Annotated in this window: 18 protein-coding genes; 11 read left to right on the forward strand and 7 right to left on the reverse strand. The window is 66.3% G+C overall.

Going from position 1 to position 24,468, the window contains the following annotated elements:
- Window positions 1-56 precede the first annotated feature (56 nt).
- Entirely contained in the window at window positions 57-1,562 is a 1,506-nt protein-coding gene (locus tag AC1DGP_RS03205) for a phosphorylase family protein (protein ID WP_441504637.1), read from the reverse strand.
- 711 nt (window positions 1,563-2,273) lie between these two features.
- Between AC1DGP_RS03205 and AC1DGP_RS03210 the strand changes: the two genes are divergently transcribed.
- A complete protein-coding gene (locus AC1DGP_RS03210) occupies window positions 2,274-2,462 on the forward strand; it encodes a hypothetical protein (protein WP_441504639.1) in 189 nt (62 codons plus the stop codon).
- A gap of 276 nt (window positions 2,463-2,738) precedes the next feature.
- Here the strand turns inward: AC1DGP_RS03210 and AC1DGP_RS03215 are convergent, their stop codons facing one another.
- Window positions 2,739-4,148 carry an amidohydrolase family protein gene (locus tag AC1DGP_RS03215; RefSeq protein WP_441504640.1) on the reverse strand — a complete coding sequence of 470 codons (1,410 nt, stop codon included), beginning with the start codon at window positions 4,146-4,148 and terminating at the stop codon, window positions 2,739-2,741.
- Window positions 4,149-4,168: 20 nt separating this feature from the next.
- Window positions 4,169-4,861, reverse strand: a complete 693-nt coding sequence (locus AC1DGP_RS03220; RefSeq protein ID WP_441504641.1) for a FadR/GntR family transcriptional regulator — start codon at window positions 4,859-4,861, stop codon at window positions 4,169-4,171.
- 205 nt (window positions 4,862-5,066) lie between these two features.
- Between AC1DGP_RS03220 and AC1DGP_RS03225 the strand changes: the two genes are divergently transcribed.
- The 7 genes from AC1DGP_RS03225 to AC1DGP_RS03255 are packed head-to-tail and all read left to right on the forward strand — an operon-like array spanning window position 5,067 to window position 13,477.
- Window positions 5,067-6,128: an ABC transporter substrate-binding protein gene (locus AC1DGP_RS03225; RefSeq protein ID WP_441504642.1), complete on the forward strand. Its 1,062-nt coding sequence runs from the start codon at window positions 5,067-5,069 to the stop codon at window positions 6,126-6,128.
- Between the two features lie 31 nt (window positions 6,129-6,159).
- On the forward strand, window positions 6,160-7,221 hold the full coding sequence (locus tag AC1DGP_RS03230; protein ID WP_441488544.1) for an ABC transporter substrate-binding protein: 1,062 nt from the start codon (window positions 6,160-6,162) through the stop codon (window positions 7,219-7,221).
- A 5-nt stretch (window positions 7,222-7,226) separates the two neighbouring features.
- Window positions 7,227-8,483 (forward strand): ABC transporter permease, encoded by a 1,257-nt coding sequence (locus tag AC1DGP_RS03235; RefSeq protein ID WP_441504643.1) that lies wholly within the window; start codon window positions 7,227-7,229, stop codon window positions 8,481-8,483.
- A 1-nt stretch (window position 8,484) separates the two neighbouring features.
- Window positions 8,485-9,318 carry an ABC transporter permease gene (locus tag AC1DGP_RS03240; RefSeq protein WP_441504644.1) on the forward strand — a complete coding sequence of 278 codons (834 nt, stop codon included), beginning with the start codon at window positions 8,485-8,487 and terminating at the stop codon, window positions 9,316-9,318.
- Window positions 9,318-10,787, forward strand: a complete 1,470-nt coding sequence (locus AC1DGP_RS03245) for an amidohydrolase family protein (protein ID WP_441504645.1) — start codon at window positions 9,318-9,320, stop codon at window positions 10,785-10,787. Before AC1DGP_RS03240 ends, AC1DGP_RS03245 begins: the two co-directional genes overlap by 1 nt.
- A gap of 3 nt (window positions 10,788-10,790) precedes the next feature.
- A complete protein-coding gene (locus AC1DGP_RS03250; protein ID WP_441504646.1) occupies window positions 10,791-11,906 on the forward strand; it encodes an ABC transporter ATP-binding protein in 1,116 nt (371 codons plus the stop codon).
- Window positions 11,907-11,911: 5 nt separating this feature from the next.
- A complete protein-coding gene (locus AC1DGP_RS03255; RefSeq protein WP_441504647.1) occupies window positions 11,912-13,477 on the forward strand; it encodes an amidohydrolase family protein in 1,566 nt (521 codons plus the stop codon).
- Between the two features lie 89 nt (window positions 13,478-13,566).
- Here AC1DGP_RS03255 and AC1DGP_RS03260 read toward each other — a convergent pair whose 3' ends face one another.
- From AC1DGP_RS03260 to AC1DGP_RS03270, 3 genes are read right to left on the reverse strand one after another with little or no spacing between them, the layout of a single operon-like run.
- Window positions 13,567-14,799: an amidohydrolase family protein gene (locus AC1DGP_RS03260; RefSeq protein WP_441504648.1), complete on the reverse strand. Its 1,233-nt coding sequence runs from the start codon at window positions 14,797-14,799 to the stop codon at window positions 13,567-13,569.
- Between the two features lies 1 nt (window position 14,800).
- Window positions 14,801-15,727, reverse strand: coding sequence for a DUF1989 domain-containing protein (locus AC1DGP_RS03265; protein ID WP_441504649.1), 927 nt, complete (start codon window positions 15,725-15,727; stop codon window positions 14,801-14,803).
- A complete protein-coding gene (locus tag AC1DGP_RS03270) occupies window positions 15,724-15,891 on the reverse strand; it encodes a hypothetical protein (RefSeq protein ID WP_441504650.1) in 168 nt (55 codons plus the stop codon). Before AC1DGP_RS03270 ends, AC1DGP_RS03265 begins: the two co-directional genes overlap by 4 nt.
- Before the next feature lie 169 nt (window positions 15,892-16,060).
- Here AC1DGP_RS03270 and AC1DGP_RS03275 point away from each other — a divergent pair, with 169 nt between their 5' ends.
- Window positions 16,061-17,647 carry an ABC transporter substrate-binding protein gene (locus AC1DGP_RS03275; RefSeq protein ID WP_441504651.1) on the forward strand — a complete coding sequence of 529 codons (1,587 nt, stop codon included), beginning with the start codon at window positions 16,061-16,063 and terminating at the stop codon, window positions 17,645-17,647.
- Between the two features lie 318 nt (window positions 17,648-17,965).
- On the forward strand, window positions 17,966-20,317 hold the full coding sequence (locus AC1DGP_RS03280) for a xanthine dehydrogenase family protein molybdopterin-binding subunit (RefSeq protein WP_441504652.1): 2,352 nt from the start codon (window positions 17,966-17,968) through the stop codon (window positions 20,315-20,317).
- Window positions 20,318-20,321: 4 nt separating this feature from the next.
- Here AC1DGP_RS03280 and AC1DGP_RS03285 read toward each other — a convergent pair whose 3' ends face one another.
- On the reverse strand, window positions 20,322-21,392 hold the full coding sequence (locus AC1DGP_RS03285) for a helix-turn-helix domain-containing protein (protein ID WP_441504653.1): 1,071 nt from the start codon (window positions 21,390-21,392) through the stop codon (window positions 20,322-20,324).
- A gap of 343 nt (window positions 21,393-21,735) precedes the next feature.
- Between AC1DGP_RS03285 and AC1DGP_RS03290 the strand changes: the two genes are divergently transcribed.
- Entirely contained in the window at window positions 21,736-24,465 is a 2,730-nt protein-coding gene (locus AC1DGP_RS03290; protein WP_441504654.1) for an autotransporter family protein, read from the forward strand.
- Window positions 24,466-24,468 lie beyond the last annotated feature (3 nt).

A 24,468-nucleotide genomic window follows, 5' to 3' on the forward strand; every position in this document is an offset into this window, starting at 1 on the left:
CGGCTCTTCGATAAGCACCGGGACAAGGCGTCGTGCGCCGATGAACGCGGCCCGGCTCAGACGCGGCTCGAGACAAAGACCCTGAGATTTGGACCAGCGTACTGGCTCAGCTCCCCCTCGAAATCCTGAACCTGATCCTGATTGCGGCAGGCAATGAACAGCCCCCTGCCCTCCTCGAGCAGATCACACAGCTCCTGCGTAACAACTATGCTCTTGGACCGCATATAGAGCTCAGTCGCATCATAATAGAGCCATTCACAATCGGCATTGAACGCAAATCGACTGCCCAGATGGTTTCCGTAGCTCCCGGAACGAACCAACATGCAGTTTTCACGAGCATAGCGTATCGCCTTGGAAAGCTTCTTCATTTCGAATCTGTAATTGTTACCTCTGCGCCCACCGAATTTCTGACTGAAATCGATCAGGTCGCTGCCGGGATAGCGCTTCCGGTAGTGTTCCCACGCAATGGCTCCCCCGCGCTTGCCCGCCAGCATCGTCAGGTCGAACGCCCGCCCATCGTCGCTCACCGTTACGGATGTTTCGGTGAAGGCGCAGGTCACATGGGAGGCTCCGCCATGGACAATCGCGTTCTGCGCAATTTCCATGATGAGCACTCCCAGGCATTCCGGAAGGCCGCCATCGGCGTCCGCATCGGAGGTATAGCGCGACAGCCTCCTGACAATTCGGGGGCCGATGGTGTCGTTGATGTGATCGGTAATCGCGTCGCGGTCCTGGCTGGGCGGGGAAATTCGTATGGCTTGACCGATCACCGCATCGGTCAGGCGCTCTGCGTCCCGGCTCTCGGCAGGCGGCGGGATGGCTCCCTGCGCCTCAAGATCAACGATCAGAGGAAGCAGCAGGCCGGCCGCAGCCGCAGCTGCGGAGCGCTGCCGGTCTCGCTTGACCCCGTTGCCGGCATCATCGGAAATCCCCTTGATGAGGAACCAGGGCACTCCGAGGTCGGCGACGAAGTCATAGGCTTCCATCTCGCCGCCCAACACCTCCGGATACTGCGCGAGGACCCGGTCCCGGGCTTCATCCTGGCTAAAATAGGTTTCGCAGGAGGCGAGAATCCCCGCTCGAACCCCGGTCAGCCCCCTCTCCAGGAGCCGCTCGACGTGATCACTCAGGTCGCCGAGCGGACTTTCGCGGGGCGTGCGAAGCCTTTCCTCGCCCTGCTCCGTCATTCTCACGCGATTGATCGCCCAGACTTCCCTGGAGATGACGACCTCGCCAGGGGCCACCTTCGCCGGGTTTCCCCAGGCAAAACCGACGATCACCACGAGAACCGGCTTCGGAAGGAACGAGCCTGTGACGTACCGCGCCAGGCGCCCGATCGATTTGTCCCCCTGGGCACCAGCTTCGCCGGTCAGGTGAAGACAGAAACGATTTCCGATCCGGCCGAGCGTCGCTCCGTTATGGGGATGTTCAACTCTGGCGACCGTGCGTTCCTGGAACAGTCGCTCGACCGCCGTTCGCTCGACGGAGTTCGTCGTCAGGACCAGTACATAATTGTCGTCGAGGGCGGCCTTCGCACTCAGGAGATTGACCGGGTTCGACATTCACCACCGCGAGCAGCAACGGACATGCCAACTCTACGCGATCCGGGAAGGACGCCTCAAGTCGCTCTCCGCGCGGCATCGACGCGCCCGACCGGCAGGAACAGGGTCGCCGCCCATCGGGCGCATTCCCCACCTGCAAGGGACGAACCACAAGCCCTGCCGACCGGACGGCACGAGGATGCCCCTCCTTCAGGCCAGCGTCCCGGACCGCCCGAGAGTCGACGCGTTGCGCTGGCGCGGCAATCAATTGGGCTTCGTGGCGCCCCCGACAGGGTTGCTTTGGTGCATAGGCTGCCCGTCAGGGCTCATGTCCCGGCCGTAGTCGCGGTTCTGCTGGCTGTCGGCAGCAGAGGGCGGCCTGTTCGGCTCGGGGCGATTGGCGCCCGGCGCATACTGTGTCGCGCCGCTGCCAGTGCCCTGCTGCGGCGCCATTCCCGACGATCCCGAGCCAGTCCCGGTGCCCTCCTTGTGTTCCGGCCCGGCCATCGAGGGGGATGGTGCCGGCTGGGCCTGTGCATGAGCCGCGCACAGCAAGGCAGTCAGTGCCGTCCCGAAGAGGAACGCTCGCATGGGGTTTGAACTCATCGGATTCCTCCAGCGCGATTTCGCCTCACACGGAGGACCACAATCAGCTAACGTCAGCGCCGCGAGCAGGGTTCCAGCGGCCCGGAACCTGACATCGAGGCATGCAGAGGGCCGGAGGTTCAGCCAATGCCTGAGAACGCGTCCAAGCAGGATCTCGACGATCAGATTGCGATCGCCCGACGGAATATCGCCGATCTGATGGAGCAAGCCACCGCGACCTCGGGATCGGGCGCGGAAGAGGCCATCGCGAACCGGATCGAGGAACAACAGGACCGGCTCAACACATTGCTGAAGCAGCGCGAGGCGATGGGATAGGACGGCGTTCCAAGGGCTTGTGCTGAAGGGCGGTTCGTTGCCACGCCGCTCCCAGTGCATTTTCAGCCACGGCCAGGGGCTGCTTCTCCCAATGCGGCACGCAGATCACCTGGCGCCGGAAATCCATGCGACGAGCAGCTGGCGTCATAAACCCGCCGCTCGCTTCGCGATGCTCTGGCTGAAGGACTTCAAGGCGAGCAGGCGCCCCGATGCCGGCGGCGGCGATTGCAACCTCCCCCGCCGGTCCGCTTCAGGGTCTGACTTTGCGGCCAGCAGCTACCATTGCGGCAATGGCTTGTAGCGACGACCGGCAACGATCTCGCGGACATGGTCGCGGCCGGCCAGTGCCTCGCCGCGAAGCCTGTCGATATCGATCGTCGTGAAAGCACCGTTGGAATAGAGCACCTTGCCCGCAACGATCGTGCTCGTGACCTCGGCCCGGCTGGCATAGCGCAGCAATTCGCTCGAGAGATGCTGCATCGACATCAGATGCGGACCGCTTCCATCCAGTACGACGATGTCGGCGGCCTTGCCGGGCTCGAGCGATCCGGCAATGTCGTCGATTCTGAGCACCGAGGCGGCCTCGATCGTCGCCATGTCGATGATGTCGCCGGCGGCGAGAAAATCCGCGTCATAGCCGGCGATGCCCCATTTCACGCCATGGATGAGCCAGGCAGCGCGCATGTTGACGAAGATGTCGTTGGCCTGGTTGTCGCAGCCGAGAGCGACCCGGATGCCGGCCGCACGGAAGCGCGGCAGGTTCGGGATCGCGTTGAGATTGGCGACGCATTCGACCGGGGAATGCGCCAGGCCGGCATGGCCGCGCGCCAGCAGCTCGATCTCCTTTTCGCTGGCAAGCACCGCATGGACGGCAACGAGATGCTCGTCGATGACACCGAGATCCGCCAGGCGCTCGACGGGTCTGCGGCCGAAGACCGACAGGCAGAACTCGACCTCCTCGCGGTCGCGCCCGATATGGACCTGGATCGTCGTATCGTGCCGCCGCGCCAGCTCCGCCCCGCCGCGGAAATAGGCCTCGGAGAAATTCATCAGGGCCGACACGTTGACGGAGCCGCGGATCAGGCCGTCGCCGCGCGGCGGATGGCGTCTCAGGAACTCCTCGGTGGCGGCGAGCTCGCGCTCGGCCTCTCCCTCCCGGGCCTTGTACCAGGAGCGGTCGGCGATCTGGCTGTAGAGCGCGGCATGGTGGAAGTCCTGGTCGGCGGCGCCGCGCGCCATGACGCAGCGTATGCCGGTCTCCTCGATCGCGGCGACGATTGCCGGCTCGTGGGCGGGGTTCAGCGTGCCCTCGCACATCGTGGTGATGCCGGAACGCAGGAGCTGCGCTGCGAGCAGGCGCACGGTCGTACCGGCCTGTTCGGCGTTCAGCGAGCGCTGCGCCGGGCTGTAAAGACGCGGAATCATCGGCAATTCGCCGCTGGTCAGCGAGCGCACGAAACATTGCGTGCAATGGGTGTGGGCGTCGATGAAGCCCGGCATGATGATGGCGTGCTCGTCGCCGAGAACCTGCTCGCAACGGTAGCGCGAGGCGATCTCCTGGCGCGGGCCGACTGCCAGAATACGCCCGCCGCGCGAGACGACCATGCCGTCCTCGATGACGGCCCGGTTCCTGTCCATGGTGACAATGCGACCGCGGACTCCGAGGTCGACGCTTTCCTGCTGCACTGACGGCTCCTGTATCGGGTTCAGAGGATGAAAGGCTCGCCCGGGCGCAGTGCGTCATAGGCTTGGGAAATCGTGTCCATATGCGTCATCACGGCCTGCCAGGCCTCGTGGGCATCGCGCCGGGCGATAGCCTCCGCGATCCGCCGGTGTTCGGCGCTGAAATGGGCGCGCCGCTCCGGCCGCAGCACCGCGCGGCGCATGGCGCCCCAGACGATCTCCTTGCGAGCCCGGTTGACGGTCTCGAACAGCTCGATCGCCAGCGGATTGCCGCAGGCAGCGGCGATCGCGCGGTGAAACCCCTCGTCGAAGACCTCGTAGGCATCCATGTTGCGCGCAGCCGCACAGCGGCGGCAGGCGGCCTCGATCTCGGCGATCTGAGCGGCTGAAGCGTTCACGGCAGCGAGCGAGGCGAGCGACGGCTCGAGCATCCTGCGCGCGTCGTGGATATTGCGCGGACTGCAATTGGCCACAGTGCCTTCCGTCGCCGCCTCGATCTCCGTGCGCCGGCCGCGAAAGGTGCCCCGGCCGACATGGCGCCAAAGTGAGCCGCGGGCCTCGAGACGCTCCAGCGCGTGCCGGACGGCATGCCGGGTCACGCCAAGACGCGCCGCAAGTTCACGCTCGGTCGGCAGGCGGCGGTCGCTGTCCTGAATGGTCCCCTCGAAAATCAACTCGATGCTCTCCTCGAGCGTCGATCTAATCTCATCGGTCATCCGCTGGCGAGTCATAATTGCAACCAATCATTTGTCTGGTTGAAAAGCAGATGCCTAAGCTTTGCGCCACATGTCAAGAAATAACGAGCACATACCCCATTGACAGCGCCTATCGTGACGTGTGGATTATCAACCAGACGGGACACAATGCGATAAAAATCGCAACCAATATAGCAACCAATCGATCGGGATGGAGATCTTCGACATGGCGGTACGGAACGGACTGGCTGCCGGGCTGGCGCTCTTCGCATGCCTTCTGCCCATGGCGGCGGCCGCGGGTTCAATCACGGTGGCGAATAATGGCGGTGCTGCCGGCGCGGGTTATCGCGACGCCTATTACAAGCCCTTCACGGCGAAGACCGGTCACGTCGTCGTCGACGATTCCTTCAACCAGGAACTCGCCAAGCTCCGTTCGCAGGTCGAAACGGGCAATCTTGTCTGGGATGTGGTCAGCCTGACCGCGATCAACGAGGCGACAGCCTGCGAAGAAGGCCTGATCGAGCGCATCGACTGGGCGCGCTATGTCGATCCCAAGGACTTCGCCGCAGTCGGCGGCTTCGGCCAATGCGGATTACCGAACAATTTCGTGTCCGGCTCCCTGGTCTACGACACCAAGCGCTATGAAGGCGGGGAGGCCCCCAGGACCTGGGCGGATTTCTGGGACGTCAAGAAATTCCCCGGCAAGCGCGGCCTGCTCTACCGCGCCGAGCAAACGCTCGAGGTCGCGCTGATGGCCGATGGCGTGCCACCGGCCGAGGTCATGACGGTGCTCGCGGCGCCGGGCGGCGTCGACCGCGCCTTCAGGAAGCTTGCCGAGCTCAAGCCCCATATCAAATGGTGGAAGAGCGGCGACGAGTCGATGCAGAACATCCTTACCGGCGAGGTCGTCATGACCTTCGCCTGGAACGGGCGGGTCGCGATCGCCAACCGCACCAACAATCGCGCGCTCAAGATCGAATTCGGCGCCGGCCATGTCTCAGGCAGCCAGATGATCGCGATCATGAAGGGCACCAGGAAAAAGGACATCGCGCTGGATTTCCTGGCTCTCGCCTCCTCGCCAGAACCGCAGGCGGCCTTCGCACGGACCATCGACTACGCGCCGGCCAATGCGAAAGCCTATGCCTTCATGAGCGAGGCCGAGCGCGCCACGCTGCCGGCCAATCACCTGCACCTCGCCTCGCTGCAAAGCGGCCAGCTCTATCTCGACTTCTGGCTCAACAATGGCGACGCGCTGCTGCAGCGCTTCATCACCTTCGCCGCCCAGTAATCCAGCCGTCCCCGGCACAGGGAGCCGTGACATGAAGACCTCGAAGGCCATTCTCGCCATCGGGCTGGCGTTTGCCGGACTTGCCGTCCAGCCCGCCACGGCCCAGTCGCTTACGGTCGCGAACCAGGGCGGCCAGCCCGGCGAGCTCCAGCGCAAGACCGTGTTCGAGCCCTTCACCGCCGAGACGGGCATCAAGATCAATATCGACACGTTCAACCAGGAACTTGCCCGCATCAGGACGCAGGTCGAGACCGGCAACCTCGTCTGGGATGCCATCAGCCTGAACCCGATCAACGAAGCGGCCGGCTGCGAAGAGGGGCTGCTGGAGAAGATCGACTGGTCGAACTATGTCGATGCGAAGGCCTTCGAAGCGGTCGGCGGCTTCGGTGCCTGCGGTGCCCCCTATCTCGCCTCCCCCGGCACGCTGGTCTACGATTCCGACAAGCTCAGCGGCGATGCGGCGCCCCGTAGCTGGGCCGATTTCTGGAACGTCGCGAAATTTCCCGGCAAGCGCGCGCTGATGTATCAGCCCGACCAGACCGTCGAAATCGCGCTGATGGCTGACGGCGTCGCGCCCTCCGACGTGGTCAAGGTGTTGACCGGGCCGGGGGGCCTCGACCGGGCCTTCCGCAAGCTGGCCGAGATCAAGCCGCATGTGAAATGGTGGAAGAGCGGCGACGAGTCGATGCAGCTCCTGCTCACCGGCGAGGTCAGCATGGGCTATGGCTGGCTCGGCCGTGTCAACGCCGCCAATGCCTCGAACAACCGCAAGCTGCGCATCGTCTGGGATGCCGGCTACACCAACGCGCTGATCTATTTCGGCGTCCTGAAGGGCTCGCCTCGCAAGGATGCGGCGGCCAGGCTGATCGCCTATCAGCTGTCGCCGCCCGCCCAGGCCCGCTACATGGAGCAACTCGGCAACCCGCCGGCCAATTCCGACGCGAATGCGCTGCTCAGCGAGGCCAGGCGCGCCGCCCTGCCCGATCCCAAGGCGCGCAACGGCATGATGCAGGCGGGCCCGACCTATATCAATTTCTGGCTCGACAATGGCGACGCCATCCGCCAGCGCTTCGCAACCTTCGTGGCCCAGTGATGAGCATGGCCGCGACATCTCATGAGTTGGCAGCAGCGCCGACGCCACGGACGGCCAGTCTCGCCGCCCAGGTCGGCGCGGCGGAGCGACGCCATCTCTGGCGGATGCTGGCGCTGCTCGCGCCGAGCGTGCTGTTCACCGCCTTCTTCTTCGTGGTGCCGCTGGCGCTGTTCATGTTCCGCAGCGTCGACAATCCCGAGGTGCCCGGCTACCTGCCGCAGACCGCGGCGGTGATGCAGGCCTGGTCGGGCCAGGGCGAGCCGGACGAAGCGGCCTTCGCGGCGCTGGCCGCGGACCTGCGGGCAATCCGCGACACCCCGGCGCTCGGGCTGATCGGCCGCCGGCTGAATTACGCGCTGCCCGGCTTCCGGGGTCTGCTGACCCGCACGGCGCGGCGCCTGCCGGCCGTGGATGACACCGCGACGAAGGCAGCCTTCCTCGCCATCGACGAGAAGTGGCGGGATCCGGCGATCTGGGGCGTGCTGCACCAGCAATCGGGCCGCCTGACGAGCTTCTACCTGCTGACCGCGCTCGACCTCGAAAAGGCGCCGGACGGCGAGATCCGCCGCGTCGCGCCGGAGCAGCGCATCTTCATCGATCTCTACGGCCGCACGCTGACGGTCAGCCTCGGCGTCACGGCGCTGTGCCTGCTGATCGGCTATCCCGTCGCCGCCGTGATGAGCAGGGCCGGCCCACGCGCCGCAAGCTGGATGCTGATGCTGGTGCTCGTGCCGTTCTGGACCTCGCTGCTGGTCCGCAGCACCGCCTGGGTCATCCTGCTGCAGAACGAGGGGCTGGTGAACAAGAGCCTGATCGCGCTCGGCCTGATCGACCAGCCGCTGGCGCTGATCTTCAACCGGGCCGGCGTCTTCATCGCCATGGTCCATGTGCTGCTGCCCTATGCGATCCTGCCGATCTACAGCGTGATGAAGGGTATTTCCGGCAATCACCTGCGTGCAGCCGCTTCTCTCGGCGCGCCGCCGCTGCGGGTCTTCCGCACGGTCTACCTGCCCCTGACGCTGCCTGGACTGGCAGCGGGCGGAACGCTCGTCTTCGTGCTCTCCGTCGGCTTCTACGTCACCCCGGCGCTCGTCGGTGGGCCTGGCGACCAGATGATCGGCTATTTCATCGCCTATTTCACCAATTCGGCGGTCAACTGGGGCCTGGCCTCGGCGTTGGGCGCCCTCCTCCTGCTCGTCGTCGCGGCGATCTATCTCGCGCTCGGCAAGCTCGTCGGCTTCGACCGGCTCAGGGTGCGCTGACATGGCCGCTGCAACTCACATCCCCGCCACCGAGCGGGCCGTCCTGATCGGGTCCCGGATCTTCACGACCCTGGTCTTCGTCTTCCTGATCGCGCCGATCTTCGTCGTCGTGCCGCTGTCGCTGACCGCGGGACAATTGCTCGTCTTCCCGCTGCCGGGGCTTTCCCTGCAATGGTATCGCGAGTTCTTCACCAACCCGCTCTGGACCGGCGCGCTCGCCAACAGCGTCTTCGTCGCCCTCGTCACCACGGTCGCGGCGACGACGCTGGGAACCACGGCGGCGCTCGGCCTGCACGGCGCCCGCTTCCGGTTCAAGCCGATCCTGGTCGCCCTGCTGGTGACGCCGATCGCAGTTCCGGTGGTGATCATCGCGGTCTCGGCCTTCTATTTCTTCGCGTCGATCAATCTCGTCGGCACCTATCTCGGGCTCATCCTGGCCCATATCGCGCTGGCGCTGCCCTTTGTCGTGATCACCGTGTCGGCGACGCTGCAGAGCTTCGACCCCAATCTGCCGCGAGCCGCGGCCAGCCTGGGCGCCTCGCCGCTGCGGACCTTGCGCACCGTGACGCTGCCGATCATCGCGCCGGGCGTCGCCTCAGGCGCCGTCTTCGCCTTCGTCACCTCATTCGACGAGCTCGTGATCGCCCTGTTCCTCACCAGCCCGCAGCAGCGGACCCTGCCGCGCCAGATCTTCAGCGGCGTCAGCGAGAATATCTCGCCGACGATCACGGCAGCGGCCGTGGTGCTCCTCGTCGTCTCGGTGCTGCTGATGCTGGTCATGGAGTGGCTGCGCGCCCGCTCGCAACGCTTGCGAAACCCCTTGGAGACCGCCTGATGCCCGCCGCTACCGTAGACCTGCTGATCGAAGGTGGAACCGTCATCGCCTTCGACGGACAGGAGCACCGCTATCTCGAGGGCGGCACCATCGCCATCTCCGGAGACGAGATCGTCGCCGTCGGACCGGGCTTTGCCGGAGAGGCGAAGCGGCGCATCGATGCGCGCGGGAGGATCGTCATTCCTGGCCAGATCAGCACGCATGCCCATATCGGCGCGCATGAAGGCCCGCGACAGCTGATCGACAGCGGCCGGCGCGACTTCATCCGCTCGAGCTTCCTGCATTTCCTGCCGGCGAGCCGCTCCGGCCGCCCCGGCTTCCTCGCTCCGCAGGATGCGCGCGCCTCGCTGCGCTATGGCTTCGCCACGCTGCTTCGGCAGGGCGTCACCACCGTCCTCGCCTTTGCCCCGGCCGGGCCGCGCGACGGCGAGCTGATGCTGGAGGTGGCGCAGGAATTCGGCATCAGGCTCGTCTGGGCACCGATCGTCGCCGGTGGTCGCTACTGGCTCGAGGATGACGGACGGGTCGTGCGCGAACTCGATGATGCCGCAGGCCTGAAATCGCTGGAAGCCAGCGCCCGTTTCATCGAGACGCATCGCGGCGCTCTCGACGGCCGGCTGTCCGGCGTGATCGCGCTCGACGAATATTATGTCTCGACTCCGGCGCTGAGGCGCGAGGCGAAGCAGGTGGCGCGCGGGCTCGGCGTGCCCTTCACCCTGCATTTCGTCGAGCAGCACCGCGAGTTCTTCGAGACGATGGGTGCGACGGGCAAGACCCCGGTCCAGTGCCTGGCCGAGGAAGGCCTGCTCGACGAAGCAACCATCCTGGCGCATTGCGTCTATATCGCCTCGCACCGTGCGGTCGGCTATCCGCTCGAGGACGACATCGCGATCCTCGGCGCGGCCAAGGTCAATGTCGCGCATTCCCCGGTCGCCTTTTCCCGGCGCGGGCTCGCTCTCGAGAGTTTCTCCCGCTATCGCCGGGCCGGCATCAATGTCGCGCTCGGCACCGATACTTATCCGCTCGACATGTTCTCGGAGATGCGGATGGCGTCGCTGATGAACAAATTCGCCGACAACAATCATGAGGAGGCGCCGGCAGAAAGCGTCTTCTCCGCGAGCAACCTTGCCGGCGCGCAGGCGCTGGGACGCCCCGATCTCGGGCGGATCGCGCCCGGCGCCAAGGCCGATCTCGTCGTCATCGACCCGCGCTCGCTCACCTTCGGCCCCAATCCCGACCCGGTCAGGGCGATCGTGCATCTGGCGACCCCGGAGATGATCGACAGCGTGATCGTTGCTGGCCGCCTGCTCGTCGAGGGCAAGCGGCTGCTGGTCGCCGACGAGGACGAGATCATCGACGCGGCCGCCCGTTCGAGCCGGGCCGTCTGGGACGGTCACGCCGCACATGACATCCTCGGCCGCAGCGCGGCTGAGCGCTTCCCGCCCTCCCTGCGCGCCTGGACGGAGTAGGCCATGACCCTCACCGCAACCGCACATCGCGACGCGCCTGTCCCCAGCGCGCCGCTCGTCAGCTTCTCGCATGTCCAGAAGAGCTATGACGGCCAGGTCCTCGTCGTGAAGGACCTGTCCCTCGACATTGCCCGGGGCGAATTCCTCACGCTGCTCGGCCCCTCAGGCTCGGGCAAGACGACGAGCCTGATGATGCTGGCCGGCTTCGAGACGCCGACCAATGGCAGCATCACCTTGCAGGGCCGCGACATCACCGCACTGCCGCCCTACAAGCGCGGGATCGGCATGGTCTTCCAGAACTATGCGCTGTTTCCGCACATGACGGTGGCCGACAATGTCGCCTACCCCCTGCGGGCGCGAAAGCTATCCGAACCGGAAATCGCGCGGCGGGTGGCGACTGCGCTCGACATGGTCAAGCTCGGGGCGTTCGGCAAGCGCATGCCGGCGCAGCTTTCCGGCGGCCAGCAGCAGCGTGTCGCGCTGGCCCGCGCGCTCGTCTTCGAGCCCGAGCTGATCCTGCTCGACGAACCGCTGGGCGCGCTCGACAAGCAGTTGCGCGAGCGCATGCAGTACGAACTGAAGCAGATCCACGAACGGCTCGGCGTCACCATGGTCTATGTGACGCATGATCAGGAAGAGGCCCTGACCATGTCGGACCGGATCGCCGTGTTCGACCAGGGCAGGATCCAGCAGCTCGCGACGCCGGAGGAACTCTACGAGAGCCCGGCCAATGCCTTCGTCGCGGGCTTCGTCGGCGAGAACAACAGTCTCGACGGCGTCGTCGTGGGCCGCAGCGATGCGACGGTCACCGTGCGCCTCGCCGACGGGGTCGAGGTGGTGGCGCAGTCCATCGATGCGCTCGCGATCGGGGACGAGGCGGTGCTGTGCCTGCGCCCGGAACGGATCGCCCTGACGCCGGGAGAGACCGAGAACAAATATGTGCTCGAGGTCGAACGGCTGGTCTATCTCGGCGAGGCGACCCGCGTCGTCTTCCAGCTCGGCGGGCAGGAGCTGATCGCGAAGGCCGATCCGATGCGCTTGCCCCAGGAGCTCGCGCGCGGCGCCCGGATCGAAATCGGCTGGCGAGCGGACGAGTGCCGCGCCTTTCGCAAGGGCTGAACCGCTTGAACGAGAACCCTGCGAGCACGCAGAGCACGATCGTACGGGGCCGCCATGTCCTGTGCGGCGTCGACGGCGACGACCGCGCCCGGATCATCACCGACGGCGCCCTGCTCATCGAAGCTGGCCGCATCGCCGAGATCGGGCCGGCCTCTGAGCTGATCGCCCGCCATCCCGGCGCCGCATGCATCGGACGGCCGACCGATCTCGTCATGCCCGGGCTGGTCAACGCCCATCACCATACCGGGCTGACGCCGCTCCAGCACGGCACGCCGTTCCTGCCGCTGGAACTCTGGCTGCCGCGCTTTCTCGGCTGGCGCGGGCTCGACCCCTATCTCGACACGCTCTACTCCGCGATCGAGATGATCGAGTCGGGCGTGACCACCGTCCAGCATCTGCATGGCGGACCGGTCGGCCCGCGCGCGCGCTGGCTCGATGCGCCGGACGCGATCATGCGGGCCTATGCCGAGATCGGGATGCGGGCGTCCTTCTCCTTCATGTGGCGCGACCGGAACAGGATCGTCTACGGGGCCGACGAGACTTTTCTCGCAAGCCTGCCGTCGCCGCTCCGCGAACAGCTCGCGGCGATCCTGGCAACGGCCCAGACCTTGGTCGAGACATTGACGGAGCATTTCGAAGCCCTGGCGGAACGCTGGGGCCAACCCGCCGATGGCATGAGCCGGGTCCAGCTGGCGCCGTCCAACCTGCAATGGTGCACGCGCGAGAGCCTGATCGCGCAGCGCGACCTCGCCCAGCGCCATGATGTGGGGCTGCATATGCATCTGCTGGAGACGCCGTATCAGCGCCGGTTCGCCGAGATGGACACCGACGGCTCCGCCGTCCGCCACCTCGCCGATCTCGGGCTGCTGGGCCCGCGCATGACGATCGGCCACGGCATCTGGTGCAGCGACGCCGATATCGCGCTGCTCGCCGAGAGCGGCACCTGCGTCTGCCACAATGCAAGCTCCGGGCTGCGGCTGCGCAGCGGCATCGCGCCCGTCAAGGAGTTCGACCGGGCCGGCATTCCGGTCGCGCTCGGCATCGACCAGGCCGGCATCAATGACGACCGCGACATGCTGCAGGAGATGCGCCTCGCCTGGAACCTGCAGCGCACGCCAGGCCATGCCTACGAACCGCTTTCCGAGGCGCGCATCTTCCGGATGGCCAGCGAGCACGGCGCGGCGACGACGGGCTTTGCCGGCCTGGTCGGCCGGCTCGAGCCCGGGCGTGCGGCCGATATCGTCGTGATCGACTGGGAACAGCTGGCGCAGCCCTATCTCGATCCCGACGCCGAGATCGTCTCGGCGCTGGTGCAGCGCGCCAGAACGGGGATGATCCGCGATGTGCTGATCGACGGGCGCCACGTGCTGCGCGACGGGCGCATCGCCACGATCGACAAGGAAAAGCTGCTCAGCGAGATCGAAGCGGCCATGCAGCGCCCCCCGAGCGAGGCCGAGACGGCACGGCGCGCCTTCGTCAAGGCGCTCGACCCGCATCTGCGCGCCTTCTACGCCGACTGGCCGCTTCCATCCGCGGCAGATGCCTACCGCAGCTTCAACGCGCGGCGCTAGTATCCGCGATCTCCGGGCAGGCGCTCGCCGAGGACGGCGGCGCCAGCAGGGAGATGCGCCGCCGCGCTCGTGACGAGGCCGAAACCGCTCTACGCAGCAGCAGCGGCCGTGATCTCGCTGTGGCGCGCGATCACCCTGCCCTGCCTGACAACCGTCCGGTTCGGCGCGCGCGAGACGATTGCGTCGGCGAGCGTCTCGCCCGTCAGGAGAACGAGATCGGCCCGTGCTCCGTCATGCAGTCCGTAATCTGCGACGCCCAGGGCCAGCGCCCCGCCGAAGGTGCAGCTGTCAAGCGCCAGCTCGAGATCGTCGTCGCGGCGAAAGCCGTTGCGCTGAGCGACCAGCATCGCGCGTTCCAGCATGTCGGCATTATTGAAGGGGCCCCATGTGTCGCGGACGCCGTCCGAACCGGAACAGACGATGACGCCGAGCGAAGCCAGCAGAGCAAGGCTCGGGCACGCCCTGGCAAGGGGCGCCGTCGTCATGATCGCGACCTGCTCGCGCGCCAGCATCTCGCCGAGACGACCGGCATGAGCCGGTCCGATATCGCCCAGGCAGAAGGCGTGGCTGATCATCACGCGCCCCTGAAGGCCGAGCGCCCGCGTGCGCTCGAGGATCAGTTCAACACTGAAGGCTCCGAGCTCTCCAGGTTCGTGCAGATGGATATCGATCGGCTTGGCTGAACGCTCGGCAAGGCCGAATGTCATGTCCAGGCTGCCGCGCGGATCACGGTCGATCTGGCTGGGGTCGAGGCCGCCGACGATATCCGCGCCGATGCGGAGGGCCTCCTCCATCAGCTCGAGGGTGCCGGGCCGCGAGAGCAGGCCCGCCTGCGGAAAGGCAACGGTCTGCACCTCGATCGTCCCGCGGCATGCGTCCCGTGATCTGAGCACGCCCTCCAGCGGCGACAGGCCGACATCGGTGTCGATCGCGACATGGCCGCGAAGCAGGGTCGACCCCAATTCCGCCGACCGGACAAGCTGGCGCGTCGACTGCAATTCCGGGTCGATCCCTCGCCGGCGCAGTTCATCCTTCTCCGCCTGGATCTTGTCGGCCAGGGCCGGGCCGACCTCGTTTCGGAACCAGGGCAGCCCAAGCAAGGAATAGCCCAGATGCGTGTGGGCTTCGACGAGTCCGGGGATGACGATCCTGCCGCAGCCATCCTCCACGGCGCTCCCTTCGGGCGCTGCAAGTTCGTCGCCCGTCGCAGCAATCGTGCCGTTCCGGATCAGGATATCCTGGGGCGGCGAGAGAGGGAGGCCCCGGCCTCGCCAGAGGCGGACCTGCCTGATGAGCAGAGAACCCGTTGGTGCGACCTGCATCCTATGCTCCGTCGACAGCAGGAGCGCCGCTCTTCGCAGCCAGGAAGCGCGCCTCCCACCAGGAGAAGACGATGTCGCGCAGCGCCGCCCCGTCGTCGTCGCCGTGCACAGCATGGCGCAGTACTTCGAGGCGTGCGACATCCTCCTCCGTCAGATCGATCTCGATCCGGACCTGCTGCAACGGGACATTGGTGAATTCCGGCTTGTAGGCCGGATCGCGGCTCAGTTCCCGGTCGGCCTTGATCGTCGGATTCCTGAAGTCGCGCGGCGTGCGCTGGCTGGACAGGATCGGCGTGCGCGGAACCCGCGCGAGATCCTCCTCCGTCGATTCGAGAATGATCACCTCGACCGGCTTCAGCGCGAAATTGCTCGTGCGCATGATATCGGCGCCGCAGACATTCGGCACAGCCAGAACATCCATCAGAGCCAGGAGATCGACATAGTCGCCGGCCCGCGAAGCCTGTCGCGTGATCGTTGCCGATCCGTTTTCGGTGATCTCCGTGCACATGAACAGGTTGAAGCTGTCATGCACGTCGTCCGGCGTCAGCCCGTATTCGCGTTGCGCTTCGGCCTGGATGTCGTGGCAGTTGGTGTGCCGTGCGAAGCCATAGGCGCTCTCATAGAGATAGGCGCTGCAACGCGGGAAGAGCACATCGTTCCGGCCGTAGGTATCTTCAAAAATATAGAGCATCGCCCGCTCGCGCGGCGGCGCCGACCAGAGGAACGTGCCCTTGCTGGGATTGAAGCCGTGCACCGTGCGCGTGCGCCCGCAATGCATGAATTCCTTGTAATCATGAAGATTGAAGCAGTTGAAGTCGACGCATTGCTGCCCCTCGATCTGCTGGATACGCAGAATCTGGCCCGCCCTGACTTCGATGGCCTTCCCGGTACCGGGCTCGAGCCGGATCCTGGCGACTTCCGTCCTCATTGCCGTGCGCTCCCGCCATTCGTCGTCGCCTGCTTCGCCGCAGCCTCGCGCAGCGCGAGTTGTACGAGCGCCTGCACATCGCGCTCCCCGGTCGCTGCGATCGCGCGCCCGAGTAACTCGATCTGCTGCTGATTGAGCTGAAGAACCACGCGACGGGTTGTCATTTGTGCCTACCGTTTTTGCCTCGCCACCGTGACGCTAGCACAGGATTGCATACAGTCACCCCTAAAAACACGCCACAATCCATAAAGGCTATTGCATGCAAAAACAGAACAATATCGTATGCATTTATTGTCGACAGTGCGATCCCGCACGACAATGGTGGAGGGATGGATGGGCCGTTTGCTTTCGATGGTGATGGCAGCCGCTTTCGCGGCGGGCGTCGGACATGCCGGAATGGGAGGCGCCGAAGCGCAGACTCTCAAATGGGGGTCGCCCCGCGAGATCGGCTCGCTGGACCCCTACTCCTACGGAGATACTTACGCCCTGTCGGTGCTAAACCATGTCTATGAGGGGCTGGTTCGCTACAGCGGCAAGCAGGAAATCGAACCCGCCCTCGCCACCGCCTGGACCGTCGCCTCGCCGACGCTCTGGCGCTTCACTTTGCGCCCCGGCGTCACCTTCCACGACGGCGCCCCCTTCAGCGCTGACGACGTTATCGCATCGCTGGAGCGGATCACGCATCCGACCTCGCCCATGCGGGGAGAGCTGCACGGCTACAAGAGCGCCCGAAAGGTCAACGACTCCGTCATCGAGATCGAGCTCGACAGCCCCAATCCGCTGCTTCTGAACGACCTGACCAATGTCCACATCTTCAACAAGGCGTGGCTGGTCGCGAATAACAGCCTTCTGCCCACCGATGCCGGCAAGGGCGTCGAGGGTTTCGCCACAAACAACACGAACGGCACCGGCCCGTTCAAGGTCGTCTCGCGGCGACGGGACACCCAGACAGTCTTCGTCAGGAACACTGGCTGGTGGGACAAGCCCGTCCATAATCTGGAGCGCATCGAATTCGTGCCGATTACGTCGGCGGCGACCCGCGTCGCGGCCATGCTGTCGGGCGAGATCGATTTCACAAACTCCGCTCCGCTCCAGGACCTGAGCCGTCTCGCGGCCTCGCCGGATATCAAGGTCCTGCAGGCGAACGAGGTGCGCTCGACATTCTTCGGGTTCAACTGGCGACAGCGGCTCGTGGAAAGCGATGTGCAGGACAAGAATCCGCTGCGCGACATCCGCGTCCGCGAAGCCATGTATCGCGGCATCGACGTCGCCGCGATCCAGTCGCGCGCCATGCGTGGCCTGTCTCGCACCACCGGCGCCCTTGTCGCGCCATCGATCCCGGGCTTCACGCCCGAGCTCGACCAGCGCCTGCCCTTCGACGCCGCCGAAGCACGCCGGCTTCTGACCGAGGCCGGGTATCCCAACGGCTTCTCCTTTCTGATGAACTGCGCCAGTGACGCACTCATCAACGAGGAGGAATTCTGCCAGGCCGTCGCCTCGATGTGGTCCCGCATCGGCCTGCGGCCCAATCTCAGCATCGCCCCGCGCAGCCAGCAGACGCCGAAGCGGGTTCGCGGCGAGTTCGACGTCGTCGCCTTCGGCTGGGCCAATGAGCCCACCCTGGATTCGTCCTCGCTGTTGACACAGGTGATCCACAAGAAGGACGCCGCGGCCGGCGTCTTCAACTGGGGCGAATGGGGCGATGACAGGATCGACGCCCTGAACGCCCAGGCCGCCGTCGAGAACGACGCCGCCAAGCGCACCGCCATGCTGACCGCGGCGATGAAAATCGCCAAGGATCAGCACATGTTCCTGCCAATGCATCAGCAACCCATGGCCTGGGCCGCCCGGTCGCGGATCACGTCCCTGGTGCAGAACTCGGACAACAAGCCGCGGATGTGGCTCACCGTCGTGAAGTAGAACCCGGCCCCGGTCAGCCCCGTGGCCTATCCGCCCGCACGCTGCTTCGCCATGATGCGCCGCGATCCCGATCGCGGCGCATCTCTTGTTCCAGGCCTACGCCGAGCCAGATAGAGCGGCCGTGCCCCTCCCAGGGTTCAGCGCCACCCCTTCGGATGGCGCCCAGAACCAGAACCTCCCTCCGGGCGGCTGACTTTTCGGAATGCGCCGCCTGCGGATAGCGCCTATGCGACATCTGCAGGACAGGCGCCGCCATTTTGGGTCAGTCTAGCGACGTTGCCTGCCGGTCGGCTCGCACGTTACTCACGGTGCCTCCTGATGAATAAGCACACGCCCTCAGCGGAGCTTTCGACGATGCCATTCGAGGTCGGCCAGCCCGTCCCGCGCAACGAGGACCCCGTGCTCGTGCGCGGCGAGGGCCGCTATACCGATGACGTCTCGCTGGAGGGGCAGCTCTACGCGGCCTTCGTCCGCAGCCCGCACGCGCATGGCGTCCTGCGCGGCATCGATATCTCGCAGGCCGAAGCCATGAAGGGCGTCGTCGCGATCTATCGGGGGGAGGATCTCGCGGGCCAAGGCTACGGCTTGCTGAAATGCGTTGTCGAGCATCCCAATCGGGACGGCAGCCCGATCAGGAAGCCCGCCCGCAACGCCCTGGCGACCGACAAGGTCCGCTTTGTCGGCGATCCCATCGCGATGGTCGTGGCTCGCACCGCCGTCCAGGCGCGCGATGCGGCCGAGGCCGTGCTGCTCGATATCGAGATCCTGCCCGCGGTCACGGCCAACGAGGATGCCCTCAAGCCGGACGCGCCGCAACTCTATGACGACGTCCCCGGCAATGTGGTCCTCGACTATCATTTCGGCGATGCCAGCAAGGTCGCGGCCGCTTTTGCCAGCGCCGCCCATGTCACGAAGCTGCGCATCGTCAACAGCCGCATCGTGGTGAACCCGATCGAGCCGCGTGCGGCGGTCGGAACCTATGACCGCAAGACCGGCCGCTACACGCTGCATGCGCCGAGCCAGGGCGCGTTCGGGATGCGCAACAACCTGGCCGCGGCAATGGGCGTGCCGGCGGAACGGATGCGGCTGCTCACCGGCCATGTCGGCGGCTCCTTCGGGATGAAATCCTCGGTCTTCCCCGAATATGTCGTGCTGCTGCACGCGGCCCGCCTGCTGAAGAAGCCGGTGAAATGGACCGATCAGCGCTCCGAGAGTTTTGTCTCGGACTATCATGGCCGCGACATGGTCTTCGAGGCCGAGCTGGCGCTCGACGCGCGCGGCCGGTTCCTGGCGACGCGCTTCAGCGGCATCGGCAATATGGGCGGCTATCTCTCGCCTGTCGGGCCGATGATGGCGACGACGAATATCGGCAAGAACAGCATCGGCATGTACCGCACGCCGCTCGTCGAGGTGCAGACCAAATGCGTCGTCACCAACACGGCACCGATCGGCGCCTATCGCGGCGCCGGGCGCCCCGAAGGCAATTACTTCATGGAGCGGCTGATCGATGCGGCCGCCGTGGAAATGGGGATCGACAAGACCGTCCTGCGGCGGCGCAACCTCGTCGCTCCGCAGCAACTGCCCTGGGCGACGCCGGTCGGGACGCTGTATGACAGCGGCGATTTCCCGGCCCTGTTCGCAGAAGCGCTCAAGGCGGCCGACTGGAAGGGCTACGGGGCGCGGCAGCGCCAGAGCCGGAAGGCCGGCAAGCTCCGCGGCCGCGGCATCGGCTGCTATCTCGAGGTCACCGCGCCGCCAAGCAATGAAATGGCCGGCCTCCATTTCGAAGCCGATGGCAGCGTGACCATCGTCACCGGCACGCTCGATTACGGACAGGGCCACTGGACGCCCTTCGCCCAGGTGCTGACGAGCAAGCTCGGCGTGCCCTTCGACAAGATCCGACTCGTCCAGGGCGACAGCGACCGGCTGATCGCGGGCGGCGGCACCGGCGGCTCCAAATCGATCATGGCGAGCGGGTCGGCCATCATGGAAGCGGGCGATCGCGTCATCGAGAAGGGCAAGCTCCTGGCCGCCCATTTTCTGGAAGCCGGCGTCGCCGATCTCGAGTTTGGCCGTGGCCGGTTCACGATCGCCGGGACCGACCGCGCGATCGGTATCATGGAGCTCGCGGAACGGGTGCGCATGACCCCCGACCTGCCCAAGGAGCTGCCCCGGAGCCTGGATGTCGATCATGTCTTCAAGTCGGCGCCATCGGCCTATCCCAATGGCTGTCATGTCGCCGAGGTCGAGATCGATCCTGAGACCGGGGAGGTCGCGGTGGTCAGCTATGTCATGGTCAATGATTTCGGCACGATCGTGAACCCGTTGATCGTCGCGGGGCAGCTGCATGGCGGCGTCGCGCAGGGCATCGGCCAGGCGCTCTACGAGATGACCGCCTATGACGAGGCCGGCCAGCTCATGACGGGGTCCTATATGGACTACGCGATGCCGCGCGCTGCCGACCTGCCCTTCTTCTCATTCGCCAGTCAGGGCAGCCCGACCGCGACCAATCCCGTCGGCGCGAAAGGCTGCGGCGAGGCCGGCTGCGCGGGCTCGCTGCCCTCGGTGATGAACGCGCTCGTCGATGCGCTCTCGCCCTATGGCGTGCGGCATGTCGACATGCCGGCGACGCCACAGGCGATCTGGCGGATGATTCACGGGGGGAAGTGAGAGATCATTTCGGCAGGGGGCCCGCCCCGAGCTGCTGCGCATATTGGTCGAAATGAACCTGCACATGCTGGAGGCGCTGATCGGCGAAGGGGCGTGCGGCTGCCGCGTCACGGGCTTCACCCGGGGCCATTCCGAAGCGCGCGCGGAAGGCGCGGTGAAACTGGGCGCTGTTGGAGAAGCCCTGTTCATGCGCGATCTGCGTGATCGAGCGTGATGGCGCGGCGGGACTGGCCAACTCGCGGAACGAGGCGTCGAGCCGCTTCTCGCGGATGATCGTGGCGACACCGCCATCGCCGGCAAACATCCGGTAGAGATGCGCGCGCGAGACCCGGAAGCGGGAAGTCAGCACGGCCGGGTTGAGGCCGGGATCCGACAGATTGGCCTCGATGAACGCCAGGATGCGCTGACGCAGGACGTTTCCCAGCACGGGGTCCTGAAGAGCGATCCCCGGCGCGTGACGAGCGAGGCCCGAGGCGATGAGGAAGATCGCCGATTCCTCGATCGCCCGCAGGTCGTCGTCGCTCATCACGGGCGAGACATGGGACAGGCTGACGATGAAGTCGCTCAGGAGGCGCGTGATCGGATCTCCGGTCCTGAGCACCAGGCCATGCAGGTTGCGCCCCCCCGCCACCCGGTCGACCCGCTCCCGCGGCAGGACCAGCGACAGCGTGGAGCCGGTCCGGACCCTGCTCCTGAAGGTCCGGGCGAGGTCGAAGACGCAGATATCGCCAGGGCCGACCGATATCGCCTCCCCCTCGCAATCGGCCTCGAGTGTGCCGGCGACGAAGAGCTGGACGAAGTACTGATCCAGCCCGCCCTGCAGGATGGTGCGCCGGTCCCGGCTGTATTGCTGCTGGTTGAAGCTGGTCGGACCGATCAGCAGTGCGCCCAGCGCCCGCGAGCGGATCGAGCCCTCAAGCACAGCTCCGCGATCGTCGGGATGCGCCGTCGTCTCGAAGAACGGGCGGGAGATCTCGCGCCAGAGATCGCTGCGCAGGTCAGGCTCGACCATGTCGGTCGACAGGACGAGCTCTTCCGCCGCCACCGGAGCAGTCGCCCCCCGGGCCTGCCGCATCGCTCGCTCTCCCCCGCCAAGATCGGAACTTGCCCCGCACGTTCGGAACCTGCCCGATCACTCCTAGGGTGATTTGCCTGGTGGAACCAATGCCGCCGACGCAGGGGCATAGGCCGTCCCAGGACGAGACGACGTCCGGACGATTGAGACGCAGCGTCATCACAAATGAGACGCAGCGCTACAGGCGGGCGCTCGCGAATATGCGATCCTGGCAGCGCGGCGGCACTGCTGGGGGGCATGTTGCGCAGCCTTGCGGCTGCGTGCGCCGCCTTCGGCACCTGACAGCAACGCCCCCGACATCACAGCGCTCCGGGGGATGAGGCCCCCGGCTTCGGAGTGGCCTATGCCTATCGAATTGACCATCCAGCCATCGGGAATCATGTCTGGACATTCCGCATTGCCGGGGCTCAAGCGGAGTGCCAGCGCAACGGCGATCATTCTCGCGCTGACGGCGGCCTCGGCGGCTTCGGCAGCGGATTATCACTACGTTGCGTCCAGCGACGCCCTGTGGGGTCAGTTTGGAGGCACCCAGTGGGGCGTCGGCATACCAGGCCCCAACGACCGGGCGATCTTCGACCTGGCGGGAACCGGATCCACCTACACCTGGGGCAGCGCACGCAGTGTCGGACAGATCGTGTTCCTGGCTCCCTATACCGGGTTTGGCTTCGTCAATACCCCAGTGTCGACGAACGGTCTCGTCAGTATCGGCGGTATCGACGGGCTGGGCGTGGTCAGCCAGGTCAATCAGGCGATCACGCTCAGCGAGAGGATTACGCTGACAGGCAGCCAGGAATGGCGGATCGACAGCCAGAGCGGCAGCATCAGCCAGCTTTCCAAATCCGGGGCGGCCGCCCTCAATCTCGGCGCGCAGACCCTGACGCTGAACCCGGTGCAGAGCGGCAATGCCTTCTACCTGAACAACCCGATCTCCGGCACGGGCGGCCTCGTCGTGACCGGCGCCGGCACGGTCTATCTCATCGCAGCCAACACCTATTCTGGCGGGACGGTCCTCAACGGCGGCACGCTGTCGATGTCCTCGGACGCCAATCTCGGCAGTGTCGCGGGAGCACTGTCCATCAATGGTGGCGTGCTGCAGATCACCGGCACCGGCTTCAACAGCACCGGGCGCACCATCAACTGGGGCGCCAATGGCGGCGGCTTCGACATCGCCGATGCCAGCAACAATTTTGCCGTCGGCCAGGCGCTCGGTGGCGGGCCACTCACCAAGCTCGGGGCCGGCTCGCTGACGCTGACCGGAGCCAACAGCTTTACGGGCGCGACGACGATCCAGTCGGGCAGGCTCGCCCTCACCGGTGCGGGCAGCATCGCCGCGTCCAGCGGCGTGCGCAACAACGGCGTGTTCGACATCTCCGGAACCGCGGCCGGCGCCTCGATCAGGACGCTTTCGGGCAGCGGCGTGGTCGCGACCGGGGCGCAGACTCTGACCCTGACCGCCGCCGCCGACACGTTCGCCGGCCGCTTCGAGGGAACGGGAGCGCTGGTTCTCGCCGCTGGCCACGCAAACCTCACGGGCGACAGCTCGGGCTTCGGCGGCGCCACCACGATCCAGGCAGGCGCGCTCTCGGTGAATGGCATCCTCGGCGGCACGCTGGCGGTGCAGGGCGGCCGGCTGCAGGGCATCGGCACGGTCGGCACCACGATGAACGCAGCCGGCGGCACGATCGCGCCCGGTAACTCGATCGGCACGCTGACCATCAATGGCAATTATCGCGGCAATGGCGGCAGGCTCGAGATCGAGACGGTGCTCGGCGGCGATGCCTCGCCTTCCGACCGGCTGGTCATCACCGGCAGCAGCGCCGGATCGACGCTGGTCAACGTGCTGAACCAGGGCGGGACTGGCGCACCGACCGTCGAGGGCATCAAGATCGTCGATGTCGGCGGCGCCTCGAATGGCAGCTTCACCCTCGCCAATGGCGACTATGCCTTCCAGGGGCAGCCCGCCCTGATTGCAGGCGCCTACGCCTATACGCTGCAGCACAACGGCGTCAGCACGCCCAACGACGGCGATTGGTATCTGCGCTCGGCCTATGTCCCGCCGGCAGCCGCGGCGGCGCCAGTCGGCAGCCCGGCGCGCACCGTGCCGATCCTGCAGCCCGGCGTGCCGGTCTACGAGGCCTATGGCCAGGTGCTGCAAAGCCTGAACGGCCTGCCGACGCTGCGCCAGCGCGTCGGCGACCGCATGCATGGCGACGGCACGGCCCCGGCGGGTACGCCCGAGAGCCAGGCGATCTGGGCCCGGATCGAGGGCGCCCATAGCCGGATCACGCCCAGGCTCTCGACCAGCGGCACCTCCTACGAGATCGACAGCTGGCGGCTCCAGGCCGGGCTCGAGGGACAGCTTCTGGCGAACGGCGCCGGCACGCTGGTCGGCGGCCTGACCGCGCATCACGGCGGGGCCACGGCCGATATCGCCTCGGTCTTCGGCCGCGGCAAGATTGCGACCAGCGGCACCGGCTTTGGCGGCACGCTGACCTGGTATGGCGAGAGCGGGCTCTATGCCGATGCCCAGGCCCAGGCGAGCTGGTTCGACAGCGATCTCAGCTCGACCACGCTCGGGCGCCGGCTCGCCGACGGCACGGGCGGGTTCGGCTATGCCTTCGGCCTGGAGCTCGGCCAGCGGATCGCGCTGAACGGCGCCTGGTCGCTGACGCCGCAGGCGCAACTGATCTATTCCAGGGTCACTGGCGACAGCTTTACCGATCCGTTCGGCGCCCGCGTCTCGCTCGGGGATGGCGACAGCCTGAAGGGCCGCCTCGGGCTCGCGGCGGACTATCGCAGCATCTGGCGCGACAGCGCCGGACAGCTCGTCAGCACCACGCTCTACGGCATCGCCAACCTCTCCTACGAGTTCCTCGACGACACCACGGCCAGCGTCGCCGGCACGCGCTTCAGCAGCGCCGAGGAGCGGCTCTGGGGCGGGGTCGGCCTCGGCGCGAAATATGATTGGGGCCGCTACTCGCTCTATGGCGAAGCCTCCGTCAGGACGAGCCTCGCCCAGTTCGCCGACAGCCACGAACTCAGCGGACGCGCCGGCTTCCGCATGAGCTGGTGAGCC

It is taken from the genome of Allobosea sp. 05T433 (assembly GCF_056396065.1).